The sequence below is a fragment of the Speluncibacter jeojiensis genome (assembly GCF_029589495.1).
GTDB lineage: Bacteria > Actinomycetota > Actinomycetes > Mycobacteriales > Mycobacteriaceae > Speluncibacter > Speluncibacter jeojiensis.
This window is the reverse complement of the sequence record NZ_JAAIVF010000002.1, coordinates 642,312-659,026: the sequence shown is the minus strand read 5'-3', so window position 1 is coordinate 659,026 and position 16,715 is coordinate 642,312. Positions and strand designations below refer to the sequence as shown.

General features: G+C 70.0%; 19 protein-coding genes. 10 read left to right on the top strand and 9 right to left on the bottom strand.

Translation table 11 applies throughout. The features are described from left to right. Positions 1–76 precede the first annotated feature (76 nt). Positions 77–1,003, bottom strand: a complete 927-nt coding sequence (locus G4X40_RS10210) for an LLM class F420-dependent oxidoreductase (protein WP_277832410.1) — start codon at positions 1,001–1,003, stop codon at positions 77–79. 325 nt (positions 1,004–1,328) lie between these two features. Here G4X40_RS10210 and G4X40_RS10205 point away from each other — a divergent pair, with 325 nt between their 5' ends. The 6 genes from G4X40_RS10205 (at position 1,329) to G4X40_RS10180 (ending at position 6,170) form a co-directional block, all read left to right on the top strand. Further along, positions 1,329–1,670: a rhodanese-like domain-containing protein gene (locus tag G4X40_RS10205; protein ID WP_277832161.1), complete on the top strand. Its 342-nt coding sequence runs from the start codon at positions 1,329–1,331 to the stop codon at positions 1,668–1,670. Then, positions 1,671–2,705, top strand: coding sequence for a DUF4328 domain-containing protein (locus G4X40_RS10200; protein WP_277832158.1), 1,035 nt, complete (start codon positions 1,671–1,673; stop codon positions 2,703–2,705). Between the two features lie 9 nt (positions 2,706–2,714). Beyond that, entirely contained in the window at positions 2,715–3,494 is a 780-nt protein-coding gene (locus G4X40_RS10195; RefSeq protein ID WP_277832156.1) for a glycerophosphodiester phosphodiesterase, read from the top strand. Positions 3,495–3,552: 58 nt separating this feature from the next. Further along, positions 3,553–4,482, top strand: a complete 930-nt coding sequence (locus tag G4X40_RS10190) for a DUF5926 family protein (RefSeq protein ID WP_277832154.1) — start codon at positions 3,553–3,555, stop codon at positions 4,480–4,482. Between the two features lie 84 nt (positions 4,483–4,566). Then, the gene (locus tag G4X40_RS10185; RefSeq protein ID WP_277832152.1) at positions 4,567–4,884 is read left to right on the top strand and encodes a hypothetical protein; all 318 of its coding nucleotides are present in this window, start codon (positions 4,567–4,569) and stop codon (positions 4,882–4,884) included. An 86-nt stretch (positions 4,885–4,970) separates the two neighbouring features. Further along, positions 4,971–6,170 carry an acyltransferase family protein gene (locus tag G4X40_RS10180; protein WP_277832150.1) on the top strand — a complete coding sequence of 400 codons (1,200 nt, stop codon included), beginning with the start codon at positions 4,971–4,973 and terminating at the stop codon, positions 6,168–6,170. Positions 6,171–6,206: 36 nt separating this feature from the next. Here the strand turns inward: G4X40_RS10180 and G4X40_RS10175 are convergent, their stop codons facing one another. After that, a complete protein-coding gene (locus G4X40_RS10175; RefSeq protein ID WP_277832149.1) occupies positions 6,207–6,818 on the bottom strand; it encodes a trimeric intracellular cation channel family protein in 612 nt (203 codons plus the stop codon). 127 nt (positions 6,819–6,945) lie between these two features. Further along, positions 6,946–7,536, bottom strand: a complete 591-nt coding sequence (locus G4X40_RS10170; RefSeq protein WP_277832147.1) for a hypothetical protein — start codon at positions 7,534–7,536, stop codon at positions 6,946–6,948. A 452-nt stretch (positions 7,537–7,988) separates the two neighbouring features. Between G4X40_RS10170 and G4X40_RS10165 the strand changes: the two genes are divergently transcribed. Beyond that, positions 7,989–8,483: a hypothetical protein gene (locus tag G4X40_RS10165; protein ID WP_277832146.1), complete on the top strand. Its 495-nt coding sequence runs from the start codon at positions 7,989–7,991 to the stop codon at positions 8,481–8,483. A gap of 308 nt (positions 8,484–8,791) precedes the next feature. Then, entirely contained in the window at positions 8,792–9,700 is a 909-nt protein-coding gene (locus G4X40_RS10160) for an esterase/lipase family protein (protein WP_277832145.1), read from the top strand. Here G4X40_RS10160 and G4X40_RS10155 read toward each other — a convergent pair. The 5 genes from G4X40_RS10155 to G4X40_RS10135 all read right to left on the bottom strand — a co-directional run bounded on the left by G4X40_RS10155 (position 9,697) and on the right by G4X40_RS10135 (position 14,069). Then, a complete protein-coding gene (locus tag G4X40_RS10155; RefSeq protein ID WP_277832144.1) occupies positions 9,697–10,236 on the bottom strand; it encodes a ferritin in 540 nt (179 codons plus the stop codon). The two genes, G4X40_RS10160 and G4X40_RS10155, sit on opposite strands and share 4 nt — an antisense overlap. 54 nt (positions 10,237–10,290) lie before the next feature. Next, positions 10,291–10,842, bottom strand: a complete 552-nt coding sequence (locus G4X40_RS10150) for a ferritin (RefSeq protein WP_277832142.1) — start codon at positions 10,840–10,842, stop codon at positions 10,291–10,293. Positions 10,843–10,890: 48 nt separating this feature from the next. Next, positions 10,891–11,802: an LCP family protein gene (locus tag G4X40_RS10145; RefSeq protein ID WP_277832408.1), complete on the bottom strand. Its 912-nt coding sequence runs from the start codon at positions 11,800–11,802 to the stop codon at positions 10,891–10,893. A 593-nt stretch (positions 11,803–12,395) separates the two neighbouring features. Then, positions 12,396–13,202, bottom strand: coding sequence for a CPBP family intramembrane glutamic endopeptidase (locus tag G4X40_RS10140; RefSeq protein ID WP_408642164.1), 807 nt, complete (start codon positions 13,200–13,202; stop codon positions 12,396–12,398). A 54-nt stretch (positions 13,203–13,256) separates the two neighbouring features. Beyond that, the gene (locus G4X40_RS10135) at positions 13,257–14,069 is read right to left on the bottom strand and encodes a DUF2470 domain-containing protein (RefSeq protein ID WP_277832141.1); all 813 of its coding nucleotides are present in this window, start codon (positions 14,067–14,069) and stop codon (positions 13,257–13,259) included. A gap of 89 nt (positions 14,070–14,158) precedes the next feature. Between G4X40_RS10135 and G4X40_RS10130 the strand changes: the two genes are divergently transcribed. Together G4X40_RS10130 and G4X40_RS10125 are read left to right on the top strand one after the other, a co-directional pair. Further along, on the top strand, positions 14,159–14,839 hold the full coding sequence (locus G4X40_RS10130; protein WP_277832139.1) for a hypothetical protein: 681 nt from the start codon (positions 14,159–14,161) through the stop codon (positions 14,837–14,839). Positions 14,840–14,898: 59 nt separating this feature from the next. After that, on the top strand, positions 14,899–15,771 hold the full coding sequence (locus tag G4X40_RS10125) for a LysR family transcriptional regulator (protein WP_277832137.1): 873 nt from the start codon (positions 14,899–14,901) through the stop codon (positions 15,769–15,771). On the opposite strand, the gene G4X40_RS10120 is transcribed toward G4X40_RS10125, so the two are convergent. Next, entirely contained in the window at positions 15,669–16,670 is a 1,002-nt protein-coding gene (locus G4X40_RS10120) for an alpha/beta hydrolase (protein ID WP_277832136.1), read from the bottom strand. The genes G4X40_RS10125 and G4X40_RS10120 overlap by 103 nt on opposite strands. Positions 16,671–16,715: the final 45 nt, after the last annotated feature.

The following is a 16,715-nucleotide window of genomic DNA, read 5'->3' as shown; positions in this document are numbered from 1 at the left end:
CCGATCGTCGGCCTGGCTATCGTCGGGGCGCTGATTTCCTGATGCTCTCCGGCGGCGCCGTCGGGTCCCCATCCGCTTACACCTGCGACATCACCTCGGCCGCAACCAGTTCCAGGTGCTCCGTATCCGACAGATCCAGCGTCTGCAGGTACACCCGCTGCACACCGATCTCGCGGTAGCGGCCCAGCTTGTCGACAAGTTCGGCGGGCGTGCCGGCCAGTCCGTTCTCGCGCAGCTCGCCGACCTCGCGTCCGATGGCCTCGGCGCGGCGGGCGATCTCGGCTTCGGTGCGGCCGCAGCACAGCACGAGCGCGCTGGAGTAGGTCAGCGAATCCGGATTCCGGTCGATTGCGCTGCAGGCCTTGCGAACCCGATCGAACTGGGCGGCGGTGTCCTCGAGGGAACTGAACGGGATGTTGCACTCGTCGGCGTAGCGCGCGGTCAGCGCGGGGGTGCGCTTCTTACCCTGCCCGCCCATCAGGATCGGCGGATGCGGGCGCTGCGCCGGCTTGGGTAGCGCCGGCGAATCGGTGATCGGGAAGTGCGCGCCCGGATGCGAGAAGGTCTGGCCGAGCGGGGTGTCCCACAGCCCGGTGATCACCGCGAGCGACTCCTCCAGCCGGTCGAAGCGCTCGCCGAGCGGCGGGAACGGGATGCCGTACGCCTGGTGCTCTTCGGTGTACCAGCCGGCACCGATGCCCAGTTCGACCCGGCCTCCGCTCATCGCGTCGACCTGCGCGACCGCGATCGCCAGCGGACCCGGATACCGGAAGGTCGCCGAGGTGACCAGCGTGCCGAGCCGGATCGTCGACGTCTCCCGGGCCAGCCCGGCCAGGGTGATCCACGCGTCCGTCGGTCCCGGCAGGCCCTCGGTGTTCATCGCCAGATAGTGGTCGGAACGGAAGAACGCGCCGTAGCCGCAGTCCTCGGCGGTCCGGGCGACCCGCAGCAGATCGTCGTAGGTCGCGCCCTGCTGGGGCTCGGTGAAGACTCTCAGTTCCATGTCCGGCATGCCTGCCACTGTGCCAGAGGAGGGCGGGGGACCGAAGGCGTGCCGGCGCGGGATCGTACCTCGAAAATTCGGCAGCAGAAGCTGTGGAAAATCTGAAAATCTCGGGCGAAGTCATCAACAGGCGCTGTGGATTGGCTGCTCACAGCCACGGATCTCTCCCGAATCTGTGGATGAGTCTGTGGAAAGTGTGGATAACCTCCCGGAATCATGTGGCGTGGCTCACAAATCGGGCTGCCGCTTCGTGTGTACGTCTCCCGACCGTCGCCGGACGTTCACCCGGTGGTCGAGCGTGCGCGATCGTGGGAGGATCGGCCCTGTGAGCGAACCGATCTCCTCGATATCCGCCGCGGACGTGCCGGGCGAGTTCAACGACGACGTGGTGCTGCTGGACATTCGTGAGGACGACGAATGGGAACTCGGTCACGCCCCGGGCGCACTGCACATCCCGATGGGGGAGGTGCCGGGCCGGATGGGTGAGCTCGACGTGGACTCCGAGTTGTACGTGGTGTGCCGTCAGGGCGGCCGCTCGTTCCGCGTGTGCCAGTACCTCAACCAGAACGGTCACGACTCGATCAACGTCGCCGACGGCATGGTCGGCTGGCAGAAGGCCGGGCGGCCGCTGGTCACCGACTCCGGCGGACCGGCGAAGATCTACTAGATGACTTTCGTGCAGGCGTGCGTCGGCTGCGGGACGCTCTGGCCGGTGTCGATGACGCCGTCCGGTCCCGCGCCGGCGAAGTGGTGCCCGCGCTGTCAGAGTGCCCTGTCGGCGCCGTTCGTCGAACAGCCCGCGCGTCCACAGCAGCCGCGGCAGGCCCCGCAGCAACTGGCGCCGCCGCCGTCTGCGAGACCGGCCCCACCGCAGCGCCGGCGCTGGAACTCGCCCGCCGAACGCGCCTACCGCTGGGTGGCGCGCAAGCCCGACCACGCGAGCGCCCGCGTGCTGCCCCCGCCGCCCCGCGTCCCCGGCCCGACGCCGCGCTACCGGCAGACGCCGACCTGGGGATTGATCGACAACGGCGGCGCCCCGCAGCAGGACGCGCGGCCGAGCCGCCGGCAGTCCTGGGCCGACGGCACCCGTCCGGCCATGCGCGCGGTGGTCGCGCTGTATCTCGTCGCGACGGCGGCCGAACTGTTCCGCTACTTCCTGCTGCTGCGCAACCGGCACACGCTGATCAGCCCGATCACGCTCGCGATCTCCGACGCGCTGGCCTGGGTGATCGGCTACGCCGCGCCGCTCGCCGCGATCGTGGCGGCCGTAGCGGTGAGCATGTGGCTGGTCGACGGCCGGGCCCGACTGTTCGCGATGGTCGGCCGGTCCGACCCGCGCAGCGCGCGCGGCCTGGCGCTCGGCGTGCTGGTGCCCGGGTGGAACCTGGCCATGCCCGGGGTGTTCCTGACCGAGATGGCCCGCGCGGTGCCCGGCGACGATCCGGCGGCCGGCGGGCTGACCCTGCGGGTGCGGATCTGGTGGGCTGCCTGGGTGCTCAGCGCGGCGGTCATGGTCGGCAACTGGCTGTGGCGGCTGAACGACTCGGTGCAGGCCCGCGCCGACGGCGTGCTGTTCACCGCGTTCGGTGATCTGCTGGCCGCGTTCGTGGCCGCCGGGGTGCTGGTGTTGATGGATCGCTTCGCATCGGTCGGTGCCGCGGCGGAACGCCGACCGCACCGGTGGGTTGCGGCGACGTCGTAGCATGACGCGGTGAGCCGAATCCCTCGCCGCCCCCGTGTCGTCGCACATCGTGGGGCCTCGGGGACGTTGCCGGAGCACACGCTCGCCGCGTACGAGCAGGCGCTGCGGGAAGGCGCCGACGGGCTCGAGTGCGATGTCCGCCTCACCAGCGACGGCCACCTGGTGTGCACGCACGACCGCCGCATCGACCGCACCTCCACCGGCACCGGCCTGGTCAGCGAGCACACCCTCGACTCGCTCAGCGACCTCGACTTCGGCAGCTGGCATCCCTCCGACGACGCCGAGCCGGCCGGGGTGCTCACGCTGGACACGCTGATCGAGCTGGTCCTCGACCACAAGGCGCCGACCAAACTGTTCATCGAGACCAAACATCCGGTGCGCTATGGCGGGCTGGTGGAGAGCCGGTTGCTCGGAACGCTCAGCCGCTATGGGCTGGCCACGCCGCCGTCGGCGAACCACGCCCGCGTCGTCGTGATGTCGTTCTCGGCGGCCGCCGTGTGGCGGGTACGGCGGTCCGCGCCGCTGCTGCCGACCGTGCTGCTCGGCGAGATGTCCCGCTATCTCGGCGGGGGCGCCGCCATGACGGTCGGCGCCACCGCAGTGGGGCCGTCGATCCGTGCCCTGCACCGGCATCCGGACCTCGTGGACCGCGCCGCGGCGGCCGGCCGCGCCACCTACTGCTGGACCGTCGACGAGCCCGACGACATCAGGCTGTGCCGTGACCTCGGAGTCGGCTGGATAGCGACCAATCACCCGGGACGGACCCGCGAGCTGCTCGAGGCGCGCTGAGCCGGGTCGGGTCCGACGCCATGCGCGCGGAGCCCGCACTGAAGTAGGTTTGGCGCTCGTGGGCAAGAAGAGCAAGAGAAACAGTGGTCCCCGCCCGGGCAGCAACCGGGCCGAACTGATGGAGCGTCGTCGCCTCGAGCGCGCCGAGCAACCCGAGACGGCGGCGCGGCCGCTGCAGGGGCTGGCCGCGGAGTGCGACCTGGTGGCGCTGCGTGAGTTCGTGCCGTCCGCGACCGCCACGCTGACCGTCGCCGACACGGTCGCCGCCGAGCGCCCGCTGGTCGTGTCGACGGTGCTGCCGGGCGCGGTCGCCGCGCTGGTCCGCGAGCAGGGTCCCGACGACGCGGGTCTCGGCATGGTCGCGATGCAGGTGCAGGCGTATTCCGGTGACCTGGGCGCCGACCTGGCCGCCTCGGTGCTGTGGGCTGCGGGCGCCTCGGTCGGTGAGACCCTGACCGCCGCCGGGCCGACCGCGCAGACGCCGCCGGTCACCGAGGTGCTCGCCGCGGACCGCCCGCTCGAGATCACGGTCCACAACGACTTCAACTGGTGGATCCCCGAGGGGGTGCAGCCGGCGCCGGAGGTGCAGGCCGCGGTCGACCGCGCCAACGAGGTCATGCTGCCGACCGCGCTGCTGCAGGGCGAGGGCATCGAATCGGCGTGGTGGGTCGACGCGGGCGACAAGGCGCACCTGCGGTGGGTGCGACCTGAGGACGAGGACGAGCTGATGTCGGCGCTCGCGCGGGTGCACGCGGCCGGCGGTCTGACGTTGGGCGACGGCTCGCGCTTCGCCGGTTCGTTCCGCACCCACGGGCTGCTGGTGCCGGTGTTCGACCTCGATCCGGAACGTCACCCCGACGAGTGGATCCCGGCCACCGCCGAGTTCGGCCGCCGGTTGCAGGACGCGCTGGCCGTCACCACGCCGCTGACCCCCGAGGAGCGGCGCTCCCGCGACGGGATCCGCGGGCGGCAGATCACCCTGCGCTGACCGACACACTCCCGACCACCGCCCCGGCGCGCCCGCGTGCGCCGGGGCGGTGGTGTCTGACCGCGGACAGGGCAGGATGACACCGTGACCGTGACTGCCGCACACCTGGCGAGGATCAATCCGAACGTGCTGCTGATGCAGTACGCCACCCGCGGTGGCGGTCACGGTGGTGGCCATGGCGGTGGTCGTGGCGGATTCGGACATCATGTGTCCACCCACACCGGATCGGGCGTCGGCGGTGGCCTGGCGCGGACGTTCGTGCATGCCGCGGTGGCCAGTCTGGCCTGGCACGGCGTCGCGGGACTGTTCCGGCACGGCAACGGGCTCGGACTGGTCGTCTTCCTCGCCGTGGCCGTGGCGGTGATCGTCTACTTCGCGCGGCGGCGGCGCCGCGACTGGTGAGCCGAAATCGGTCCTGACCAGGGAGGACGGGTCCGGTGGCGAGTCCGGTCCCAGGGGGCGGTCACTGAACGTGTTAGGTTGGCCAAATGTCTGCCGAGGTCCAGGTCAGGCCTCCGGCCCGAAGCAATCGCAAGATCAGCTGGGATCTGATCCGGGCCGGCTGTGTCGTGATGGTGATGGTCTTCCACGCCACGTTCGAGGGTCCGCAACTGCATCCGGAACTGGTGCCCGGGCGGATCCACTTCGACCATCAGGTCGGCGCCAGCCTGCTGCTGCTCATCTCCGCGTACTTCGTATGCGTGACCATCGGCCGGGGGACGGCCCTGCGCTACGCGTGGGGCCGGATCGCGCGGCTGCTGCCCGCGTACTTCGCCGCGGTGGCGATCACCTTTCTGGTCACCCGCTACCTGTCCCCACCGGGCTGGTTCCGCCCGAGCTGGCACGACTTCGCCGCGAACGAGCTGATGCTGTGGAACTGGTTCCCGAAGTACCCGTTCATCGACGGGTCCTACTGGACCACCCCGCTGCAGCTGATGGGCTTCATCATGGCCGCGCTGCTCTACCGCAGCGGCAAGCTCGGACACGGGCGACCGCTGCGCGTGGTGCTGTGGGCGCTGGTGCTCATCCCGATCCTGCAGTGGCCGTACCGCATCTCCGGTCCGCCCGAGTTGTACCGCGCGCTCGTCGACGGATTCGGTTTCCACCGCCTGCACATGTTCGTCGCGGGCGTCGCGATCTGGATGTGGTCGACCAAGCGCATGTCGCACTGGCATTTCGGCCTGCTCATCAGCACCTGCCTGCTGGCCCACGCACTGCACACCGCGATCATCGGACCGGACGGCAGCGTGCACATCGTGTGGGGCTCGTGGTTCGGCATCGCGGCCGGTTTCGCGATCATCGCAATCGCCTCCCGGTTCCGCGACTGGGACCACCTCGTCCCCAAGCCCACCTGGCGGGCCATCCGCTGGTTCGCCGGCATCTCCTACGGCGTCTACCTGATGCATCAGGCGATCGGCTACATCGTCATGCGCCAACTCGGCGTCTGGCACTTCGGGCCGACCGTGCAGCTGGCCGGCATGCTCGTGACCGGCACCCTGCTGGGCTGGGCGTTGACGAAGGCGGTCGAGCGGCCCATGCAGACCCGGTTGATGAAGTGGTACGACGCCGTGGCCGACCGTTGGACGGCGGCGCGACGCACCCCGGAGCCGGAGAAGACGCCGGAACCGCCGGGCGAACCGTCCGAGCAGACGGGGCAGCAGCCCGAGGAGAACCGGCAACCGGCGTAGGTCGGGCACGTGCGGGTCCGGGGCCGCGCCGGGTGCTCAGGGGCCCGCGCCGGGCGCCGTCGGCAGGTTCCAGTGCAGCAGCAGCGCCAGGTAGCGCAGCCCGGTGGCGATCACCGTTCCCACCGCCAGCGCGGTGTTCGCGGTGAAGCCGAGCTCGGACCCGACGACCACGGTGATCGCGCCGAGCAACGCGGGCAGTGCGTAGAGGTCCCGGTGCAGCAGCAGCGGCATCTCGTTGACCAGCACGTCGCGCAACACCCCGCCGCCGATCGCGGTGGTCGCTCCGATCAGCGACGCGGCCAGCGGCCCGGCCCCGTGGTCGAGCGCGGTCTGCGCTCCCGCGGTCGCGAACAGGCCCATGCCCAGTGCGTCGAGGCCGACGACACCGATCGCCAGGCGCTTCACCGCCGGATGCGCGAAGAACACCACCAGCGATGTGAGCAGCGCCGTGACGAAGTTGGGCCAGGTGTCGAGCGAGGTCGGCGGATGGATGCCGAGGAGCAGGTCGCGGATGATGCCGCCGCCGATACCGGTCATCACCCCGACCACGCAGATCCCGAAGATGTCCAGCCGACGCTGCACCCCGATCATCGCGCCGGACGCGGCGAAGGCCGCGATGCCGACGAGATCGAGAATCGTCAGCAGCACGGCGCCTCCGGAATGGTCGGGTGGACGGGGACCATCTACTCATATGGGGATCGGTCCGCCCGCGTCCGACAGGCCGGTGGCCCCGGGGCGCGTCCCCCGGGGCCACCGGCCGGCCACAGGCTCGGATTCAGTTCTGCCCGTTCTGGTTCGGGTCGGTACCGGCACCGTGGTCGGGGTTGGTGCAGATGGTGCCCTCACACGGAACGGCGTCGCCGTTGCCGTTCGGGTTGGGCATCACGGCGCCGCCGTTCTGGTCGGGATCGGTTCCCGCGCCGTGGTCGGGGTTGGTGCAGATGGTGCCCTCACACGGCACGGACTGGCCGTCCCCGTTGGGGTTCGGCATCACGGCGCCGCCGTTCTCGTCCGGGTTGTCGCCCGCGCCGTGGTTCGGGTTGGTGCAGATGGTGCCCTCGCACGGGACGGTCGATCCGTCACCGTTCGGGTTGGGCATCACGGCGCCGCCGTTGTTGTTGTTCGGCGCTTGATTCTGCTGACCTTGCTGATTCTGCTGGGCCGGTTGCTGTCCGGAGTTCGAACCGCTGTGCTCCTGCGCCGGGGCGCTCGCGGTGGTCGTCGGGTGAGGTGCCGTCGTCGTGGCCGGAGCGGAGGTCGTCGGCTTGGGCGTCGTGGTCGTGTTGGTCGGCGTCGTATTGCTCGAACAGGCTGCGCCCGTCGCGAGGGCCCCGGCCAATGCGACGACGATCATGAGTCTTCTCATGCGATCCTCCCGACATCGGACCACCCCCGGCTCCCCTGAGTCGGGTCGGTGGTTTTCCTGGCACATTCCAGCAGACTTTCGGTCGGAACGCCGGGCAATTGTCGGTATGTGAGTGCGCCTGCCCGGTTCCCTTGGTGCGGAGGTGTATTCGACGCCGTCGGAGCCGTGGCCATTCGTAGGGGACAATTCGTCGCCGACCCGATCGCTCCGCGCCGAATCCCATGCGCCATAATCCCTGATGCCGTGGGAGCGATCCCGACAATCGCTCCCACGGCCTCACGACTTCGCGAGTGACCGCAGGCGAGTTCCGGCGAATGATTCGAAAATCGGACTTGCCGATCGAAAACGGCCCAATTCCGGCGGCGTCGAATTCTGCGAGGCCCGATCACCGCCGCATGAGCGCCCGGAGTTCTACCGTGGGCGGGACCACAAACCCGCGATTGGAGCACCGCATGCTTTCTCGCCAGTCCTCTCTGCGTGTCACCACGATCGCCCTGGCCGTTGCGGCCGCCGCGATCGTCGTTCCGGCGGCCGCGTCTGCCTCGACCCCGACCACACTCTCGGCGGACGGCCACCTGCAGCCGATGGCGAACTTCAACGCGCTGCACATCGTGGCTGACGGGCAGGACGCCGGCGGCACCGTCACCGGCACCTACGCCGCAACCGGCGACATGATCCCGATTTCGGTGTCCGGGCCGGTCACCTGCCTCGACGTCGAGGGCAACACTGCGTCGCTGGTCTACCCGATCACCGCCGTCAACGGCATGACGCTCCCGGGCGGGCTCAACGGTGCCGCCGCGGTCCAGGTGACCGTCACCAAGGGCGCGAACGGCCAGTCGAACCAGGTCGGGATCATGGGACCGATGGCGACGACGTCCTTCAACGGGTGTGCCCCCGGGCCGACGCCGTTCACGTTCGACGGAACGGTCAGCATCGACGGCGACTGACCACCGGGACCCTCCCGTCGGCCCGGGTCTGCCCGATGGCGTCGGTCACATTATGGAATGCCCGGCGCCGAACGGGCGATACACATACAGTTTGTGTCCACGCCCGGGTTCGACGAGGAGGGGTCGCGATGGTGCTGACGGTGGTGTTGACGGCAGCTATCGGCGGAGTGCTGGCCGTGGTGCTCTATGCGGAACGACGCGAGCGCCGCAACAGCCGCGCCACGAAATACCTACGCCCGCAGCGCTGATCGGAAGTGCGGTAGGTTTCGTCGATCCGGGTGCGATCGATGTCGGTCATCGTGAGCACCGTGAACTCGGCATCGAACGGGTGGGTTGACGTGACGTTGAAGTGGATCAGGTTCGGTGTCGGCGTGGCGGTCGCCGTCGCGGTGGTCGCCGGCGCACCCGCGGCCGCTGCGGCGACGTCGTCGTCCGAGGCGGAATCGACGGTGGTCGCGGCGCCGATCGACTGCGCACCCGATGCCGCGCGTCCGAATCCGGTGATCGTGCTGCCCGGCGCGGACGGCACCACGTCCCAGACCAGCGCGCAGTGGTCCACGATGCTCACGGCGCTGCGGCGCACGGGCGCCTGCGTGCTGGTGTTCCAGGGCGGGGTGGTCGACGGACAGCGATGGGCCGGCGACATGGCCGAGTCCGCCGGCCAATTGGCCCGATACGTGGACGAGGTCAAGGCTCGCACCCATGCGGCGAAGGTGGACATCGTCGCGCACTCGGCGGGGACGTTCGCGGCGAACTACTACCTCAAGGTCCTGCGCGGCGCGCCGAATGTGCACGACGTGGTGCTGCTCGCGCCGGAGTCGCGCGGCTGTGATGGTGCCGGATTCCTTGCGCAGTACGGGATTCCGAAGCTGCCGGTGACGCCGGTGCAGATGCTCACCGCGATGCCGTGGCTGGTGCCCGTGCTCTCGCAGCTGATGCCGAACATGCGTTCCGCCCTCGAGCTGACGCCGGCATCGGAGGTCTATCACCGGGTGATGGACGGCCGCCTCACCCAGCCGGGCGTGCGGTATGCGGTGATGGCGACCCGCCGCGACGCAGTGGCCACACCGCCGGGAACCTGCTCGTTCATCGACGAGCCGGGAGTCACGAACGTGTTCTACGAGAACGTGTTCCCCGATGGCCCGGCGGTGGACCACTCGACGCTGCGCTCGAGCCCGCTCACCGCGCAATGGGTCGTCGACCAGCTTCGGCGCTAGATGTTGCCGCCCGCGGCACGTGGCGCGCCGGCCTCGGCCTTCGCCGCCGACATCTCCCGGGCGACGAAGTCCTCCAGGTCGAACAGGTTGTCGCCGGCCCGCTTGGCGACCGTCACCAGGGTGTTCATGGTCGCCACCTCCTCGACCTGCTCCTTGAGGAACCACTGCATGAACTGCTCGCCGACATAGTCGCCCTCGTCGCGGGCGGCGCTCGCCAACTGCACCACCTGTTCGGTGACGTCCTTCTCCTGCTGAAGCGAGAACTCCAGCGGGGCAAGGATGTCGGCCCACTCGGTGCGCACCTCGTCGACGCCGGGGACGGTGACCTGGATGTGCTTGTCGAGGAAGTACGCGATGATCATCATCGCGTGGTTGCGTTCCTCGTTGGCCTGCTCGTAGAAGTGCCGCGCCAGCTGGGGCAGATCGTTGCTGTCGAAGTGGTACGCCACCGCGATGTACTGCTGTGAGGCGGTGAACTCGTTCTTGATCTGGTCGTGCAGCAGCGTGAGGAACTTGCTCTTCTCCAGGGCAGTCATGAGCACGACCCTATGTGTGGATCGCCGTCGCTGTCACCCAAGCGAAGCCTTGTCTCAGATCATTCCGCCGGCGGCCTCGGGGTGACCCGACTCGGTGGGGGTGCCCGCGGTGGCCGGACTCAGCTCGCGTGCGACGAACTGCTCGAGCTTGAGCGGCTGGGCACCCGCCCGCCGGGCGACCACCCGGAGGGTGCGCATGGCGGCGATCTCCGCGGTCTGCTCCTTGAGGAACCAGTGGACGAACTGCTCGCCGATGTAGTCGCCCTCCTCGCGGGCGGTGCGGGCGAGCCGGCTGATCTGCTCGACGACCTGCTCCTCGAGATTCAGCGAAAAGTCGAGGGCGGCAACGATGTCGGGAAAGTCGTTGCGGACCGCGTCGGTTCCGGGGATGCGGATCTCGATGTCGTTGTCGAGCGCGAACTGCACCAGCATCATCGCGTGGTTGCGCTCCTGCCGCGACTGCGCGTGGAACAGCGTCGCCAGTTGCGGCAGGTCCTGCTGCTCGAAGTACACCGCGACGGCGATGTACTGCTGCGCGGCGGTGAACTCCTGGCGGACCTGCTGCCGCAGCAGGTCGGGGAACCGGGCGGGCGTGGCGGTGGTCATGGACCGAGGATATGACCACCCGGCGGCCACCGCTGCGCGCGATCGATGTCAGTCCTTGGCGACCAGGTCGGCGGGGATCTGCTGATCCTGCGCCAGCGCACCGAAGAACCGGCTCGCCTTGTCGTGATCCCACAGCAGCACATTTCCGGAGCTGTCGGTGTTCTCGAATCCGCCGACCGGCACGGTGGTGCTGACGAGTTTGCCGTGCAACGCCCACGCCATCGCGGCGAGGTTCCAGATGTGGTCGCCGTTGTCGACGGTCAGCGAGCCGGCCACGCGGTTGATGAACGACCACAGCCGGAACGGGTTGGCCAGAGTGCCGGCGCTGGTGGCCTTGCTCATCACCGCCTCCATGAAGTTGCGCTGGTTGTTCTGCCGGTCCAGGTCGCTGAGCGGCAGCGCATAACGCTCGCGGACGTACCCGAGTGCCTGCCCGCCGTTGAACTTGCTGCACCCGGCGGGCAGGACGATGCCGTGCGCCGCGTCGTTGATCGGCTGATCCAGGCACATCGTGATGCCGCCGAGCGCGTCGACCACGCCCGCGAACCCGCCGAAGCCGATCTCGGCGTAGTGGTCCAGGTGCAGGCCGGTGGCCTCCTCCACGGTCTGCGCCAGCAGCGCCGGCCCGCCGATCGCGAACGCCGCGTTGATCTTGTCGCGCCCGTGCCCGGGGATCGGCACGTACGAGTCCCGCGGGATGGACACCAGCGTGTTCGGGCCGCTCTTGGTGATGTGCAGGATCATGATCGTGTCGGACAGTCCCGTACTGGCATTGTCGCCGCCGGTGTCGAGCGTCTGCTGCTGCTCCGGCGTGAGGCCGACACGGCTGTCCGATCCGACGATCAGCCAGTTGGTGCCGGGCGTGTCGCCGATCCGACCCGGATAGTCGACGAGGGCCGCGGTCCGGTGCAGCGACCGGTCCAGATACACCCCGACGCCGCCGATCGCGACCAGCAGCACCAGGATCAACAGGCCGATCCGTCGGCCCCAGTGTCGCTTCTTCCGGATCTTCTGTGGTTCCTGACCGGGCGGGACGGCGCGCGGCCTGCCCGCAGGGGGTGCGGGGGGCGGCGGCGCGCCTGATCCGCCGCGGCCGGCCGGGGCGTGCCCACGGTAGGGCTCGTGCTCCCGGTAGGGCTGGGGGGTCTGGGTCGGCGCGTACTGCACCGGGCCGGAAACCGGCCGGTGAGGTGGATTGCGGGACGGGTCGCGCGGCGGGGCCACCGAACCGGCCTCGGGGGCCTGCGACCAGGCGAGACCGGCAGGAGGCGGGGAGACGCGCGACGGCGGCAGGACTCGACGGGTCGCGTCCGCCGCCGGTGGCGGCACCCGCCGGGGCGGCGCCGGTGGGTGCGGTGCCTGCGGGTGCGGCGCCGCCGGCCGGAACGGTCGGCCGTCACGGCGGATCACCTGCGGACCCTCGGCGCCCACAGGTGGCTCTGATCCCCGCTGCGGGGGTCCGGGTCGCTCACCGTTCACGTCAACCGACTGTACGCAGGCAAACGCGGTATCTGCCGCAACGAGCCGTCGACGCGGTGCTCACGCGCCGCTGCTCAACGCAGCCACGACAGGTGGGGTGCGAGCAGCGCATAGCCCACGAACGCGACCGTGTCGATCAGTGCGTGGGCGATGATCAGCGGCCAGAGCCGACCGGTGCGCTGCCACCAGCGTCCGAACACCAGCCCCATGACCACGTTCCCCAGCCCGCCGCCGATGCCCTGGTACAGGTGATAGCTGCCGCGCAGGAGCGCCGACGCCCACAGCGCCCTGTTGGGGGACCAGCCGAGCGTGCGCAGTCTGCTGAGCAGGTAGGCGACGACGACGGTCTCCTCGGCCACTGCGTTCGCGATCGCCCAGAGCACCAGCGTCGGCAGCCGCCACCAGGTGTCGTGCAGCGCGGTGGGCACCACGTGCACGTTCGCCCCGACCGCGCGGGCCAGGAAGTAGAGCCCGAGGCCGGGGAGGCCGATCAGCGCGGCCAGCCCGATGCCGGGCAGCACGTCGGCGCGCCGGCGGATCCGGGCGAGCCCCACCGTGCGCGGACCGAGCCCGCTGCGCCAGAGCAGGTACAGCGCCAGGCCCGCCCAGGCGAACAGCTTGAGCACCGAGAGCACCTGGAAGGCCAGGTCGATCAGGCTGATCGACGACATCGACCGGTTCAGCGCGACCGTCGTCCCGCCCAGGCCGGCCGAGGACAGTGCGCTCTCGAGCAGCGACAGGATCGAGCTGAGCCCGCTGAGCCCGAAGGTGACGAGAAGGACGACCGCCACCTCGAACCAGAGCATCTGCCGGGCCCTCGGATCGGTCTGCGGGGCAGGGTCGACGGCCTGGGTCTCGGGTCGCAGCCACTCGCGGATCACCCGGTCACGCTAGCCTCCGGGCGATCGCGCGGCGCGGTGGTCAGGTCGGGCAGGTCATGTCGAGCGTGCCCGCAGGCCGTTGAGGAACACGCAGCCGGCCAGCGCGCGGATCGCACGGCTGAGCCCGGCGACGTCGTGCACCGGTGAGCCGAACGGCAGGCGGACGTCGGTGTCGCAGGCGGTGCCGTCGTCGTGCTCACATTCGACCCGCAGCCGGATCCCGAACCGGTCCACGCCGAGCGGACGGACCCGGCCCCGGCGCAGCGCCGTCGGCAGCCGACGGGAGAGCGCCGTGACCAGGTCCGCGTGGTCGGATTCGAGGTGCCGCAGCCAGTCGGTCTCGGCCTCCCAGAACGGGTCCGGTGTGGCGTCGACGAGCTCGCGGACCGAGACCGGTTCCGCGCCATGGGAATCGGCGATGATCACTGATGACAGGACCAGCCGCAGGAGGACGGCGGTGTGACCGACGTCGAGCAGCCCGGGATGGGGGTGCTCGGCGGCGATGTCGTCGAGCAGTGCACGGATCTCGGTGGCGGGCACCGGGTGCAGGGTTCCGCGCAGCCAGACGAGCGCCCGCACGGGCTCGCGCAGCGGCAGCGGGGCGAGGTCGGTGATCTCGAGCATGGCGGTCGGGGTGACCCCGATGGCGGGCCAGGTCGCCGTCGCCGCGGGGGAGTCGAGCGGCACCGACACGACGACATCGCCGCTGCCCTGCACATGGTGCAGGGCGGTGACGGTCGTCTCGACGGCGTTCGCGACCCCTTCGACCGCGAGCACCGCGTCGGTGGCGCGGGCACAGGCGCTGCGGACCAGCTCGGCGGTGGTGGGGGCGGGCACGGCCGAGGTTCGGGCGGTCGACTCGGTCATCGGCGATCCTCTCTCGTATTTGGTTAGGCAAACCTAATTCACTGGACGGGGTTGCGCAACGGGTGCGACGACGGGGATACCGTGAGTCGGTGCCCGTGTCGCTGTCACTGATCGCCCCCGACGCCCCCGAACCGCGCCCGCTGCTGCTGCGGCTGCTGAACCAGCGCTGTGCAGACCCGGCGCGGGCCGCTGCCACGCGTGGGCCGCGCGCGAGCGGTCCGCCGATCGTCGCGGCGTCGTCGTTGGACGTCGCAGGCGGTGAGATCGGTCCCGTGGTGGTCCAACTCGACCGCGAGCCCGGAACGGTCGCGGGCTCCGGCTACGAGGCGGTCAGATTTCAGATCGATTGCGGGGCAGGTGAACTCGATGATGCACTGAGGCTCTCCCCGTCGGGCCCGCTGGTGGTGTACGCCGAGGGTGTGGTGCCCGCGGAGTCCGCGGCCCGGATGGTCGCGGTGGGCGTCAGTCCCGGACTGGCGGCCGACGTCGAGGTCGAGCAGGCGGCGGACTTCCTGGCGGTGCTTGCGCACAGCAGCGTCGGGTTCACCGCCCGCGCCGACGACGCCGCCGGCGTGGTGCGCCTGCTCGCCGCCACGGTTGCGGCGCTGCGGGGCGACGACGTCCGGCAGGCGCTGCGCGAGCCCGACGTCGCCGCGCTCGTGCGGCTGAACGACCCCGCCGCCGCGGCCCTGCGTGAGGTGCTGCTGGGCATCGAGGTGCCCGATGCGGCCGGTGTCGCCGCGGCGCTGGCCGAGTTGGGTCTGGAGTAGGCCCGGCATCGGGAGGTTCGTCGCACGGCGCCCCTTCCTGTCGCAGTTAGGCTGCGGCCATGGAGTTGCGTCACCTGAGGTACTTCACCGCGGTCGCCGAAGAGCTGCATTTCGGGCGGGCGGCCGCCCGGCTGTACGTGACCCAGTCCACCCTCAGTGTGCAGATTCAGCAGCTCGAAGCGGAGATCGGCGGCGCGCTGTTGGCCAGGTCGAGTCGTCAGGTCCAACTGACGGAGGCCGGTCGACTGCTGTATGCCGAGGCCTGCCGCACGCTCGACCAAGCCGATCGAGCGCTGTATGTCACCCGGCAATCTGTGCTGGGCGAAATCGGTTCCATCAGGATCGGTTTCGCCGGCGTGGCCGCGTTCAGCGGAGTACTTCCGGCCGACCTCAGGAAGTTCCACCGTGCACATCCCGACGTCGAGATCGAGATCGGCGAGGAGCTGCCTCCGTCCGGTGTCGTGGACGAACTCCGTTCCGGGGCAATCGACCTGGGCTATACCCACGATATGGAATCGATCTCGCCCGACGAGTTCACCCGGACGTTTCGTAAACGCATCGAGCTGACAGCTGCACTGCCGGCAAGCCATCGTCTCTGCGCCAAGGGTGCGCTCAGCAAGGCTGATCTGGACACCGAGACGCTCATCGTCCCCGCCACCGACCCCGGCATCGCCAGCATCGCCGAACGCATTCGCCCCATCGCACCCGGCGGCTCTGCCGGGGTGCGGCTGGTCCCGACCACGCTCGGTGTTCTCACCCTCGCGGCGGCCGGCATGGGCGTGGCGATCGTCCCCGAGGACACCTCGCTCATCGCGCTCGGTGATCTCGTCTACCGACCCATCGCCGATGTCACCGGACCCGACATGGTCGTCCTGCACCGCCGCGGTGAAACCTTCGGCCCGGTCCTGGCCTTCTCGGCAGCCATCAGGTGATTGCGCAGGAAGGTCGCGACACGGTCCAGCGCCTCGCCGGCCTCGTCGAGGATTTCGGCGAAGCCCTGGAAGACATGCGGTGCTCCGGGGCAGACCTCGAGGCTGACGGCCACATCATCGGCTGCCGCCCGTGCGGCGAGTCGGACCGCGTCGTCCAGGAGTATCTCGAACGAACCGGACTGGATCAGCAACGGCGGCAGGCCGCGCAGATCGGCGTGCAGGGGGCCGGCGAACGGTGAGCGTGGGTCCGCCCCGGCCAGGTAGGACTCGGCGCGGGTACGCAGCGCATCGGCGGTGAGTGCGGGATCCACTGCGGCCTTCCCGGCCATGCTGTCCCCCGACAAGGACAGGTCGCACCACGGGGAGAGCACGACCGTCGCCGCGGGCATCGGCAGGCCGGACTGCTTGATCCGCAACAGCATGGCCATCGCCAGGCCTGCCCCTGCGGACTCTCCGACCACCGCGATCGAGCTCGCGGGCACGCCGCTTTCCAGGAGCCCGCGATATGCGGCGATCGCGTCATCGGTGGCGGCCGGGTACGGATGCTCCGGTGCCAGCCGGTAGTCGACCGTGTACGCGGACGCACCGCACCGTCGCACGATGTCGGCAACCAGTCCGACGCTGTCCCGTGCCGATCCCGCCGCGTACGCTCCGCCGTGGAAGTACAGCAGCGAACTCGTGCCCGACTGCGCCGCAGCGGTTTCCGCGCTGGTGTCGACATGGACCTCGATCGCGGGCACGCCGCCGAGACTCAGGTCGGCGAAGTGAACATCCCGAGCAAGCGGATGGGTGCCGATCATCTCGTGGAACACTGCACGTACCTGCTCGACCGGCGCACCGAAGTCGAGTGGCGAATCCCGCAGCAGTTCACGGACTTCGGCCAGTTGAAACAGAGACATGACTTCTCCTGAGGCTTCGAGGGGAGGGGCGGTGTCGGGTCGGTG

Bases quoted from the DNA above. Each gene is read 5' to 3' on its own strand.
- G4X40_RS10210 (WP_277832410.1), bottom strand. From the start codon at position 1,003: ATGGAACTGAGAGTCTTCACCGAGCCCCAGCAGGGCGCGACCTACGAC.
- G4X40_RS10200 (WP_277832158.1), top strand. From the start codon at position 1,671: ATGACTTTCGTGCAGGCGTGCGTCGGCTGCGGGACGCTCTGGCCGGTG.
- G4X40_RS10180 (WP_277832150.1), top strand. From the start codon at position 4,971: ATGTCTGCCGAGGTCCAGGTCAGGCCTCCGGCCCGAAGCAATCGCAAG.
- G4X40_RS10170 (WP_277832147.1), bottom strand. From the start codon at position 7,536: ATGAGAAGACTCATGATCGTCGTCGCATTGGCCGGGGCCCTCGCGACG.
- G4X40_RS10165 (WP_277832146.1), top strand. From the start codon at position 7,989: ATGCTTTCTCGCCAGTCCTCTCTGCGTGTCACCACGATCGCCCTGGCC.
- G4X40_RS10155 (WP_277832144.1), bottom strand. From the start codon at position 10,236: ATGACTGCCCTGGAGAAGAGCAAGTTCCTCACGCTGCTGCACGACCAG.
- G4X40_RS10150 (WP_277832142.1), bottom strand. From the start codon at position 10,842: ATGACCACCGCCACGCCCGCCCGGTTCCCCGACCTGCTGCGGCAGCAG.
- G4X40_RS10135 (WP_277832141.1), bottom strand. From the start codon at position 14,069: ATGACCGAGTCGACCGCCCGAACCTCGGCCGTGCCCGCCCCCACCACC.
- G4X40_RS10125 (WP_277832137.1), top strand. From the start codon at position 14,899: ATGGAGTTGCGTCACCTGAGGTACTTCACCGCGGTCGCCGAAGAGCTG.
- G4X40_RS10120 (WP_277832136.1), bottom strand. From the start codon at position 16,670: ATGTCTCTGTTTCAACTGGCCGAAGTCCGTGAACTGCTGCGGGATTCG.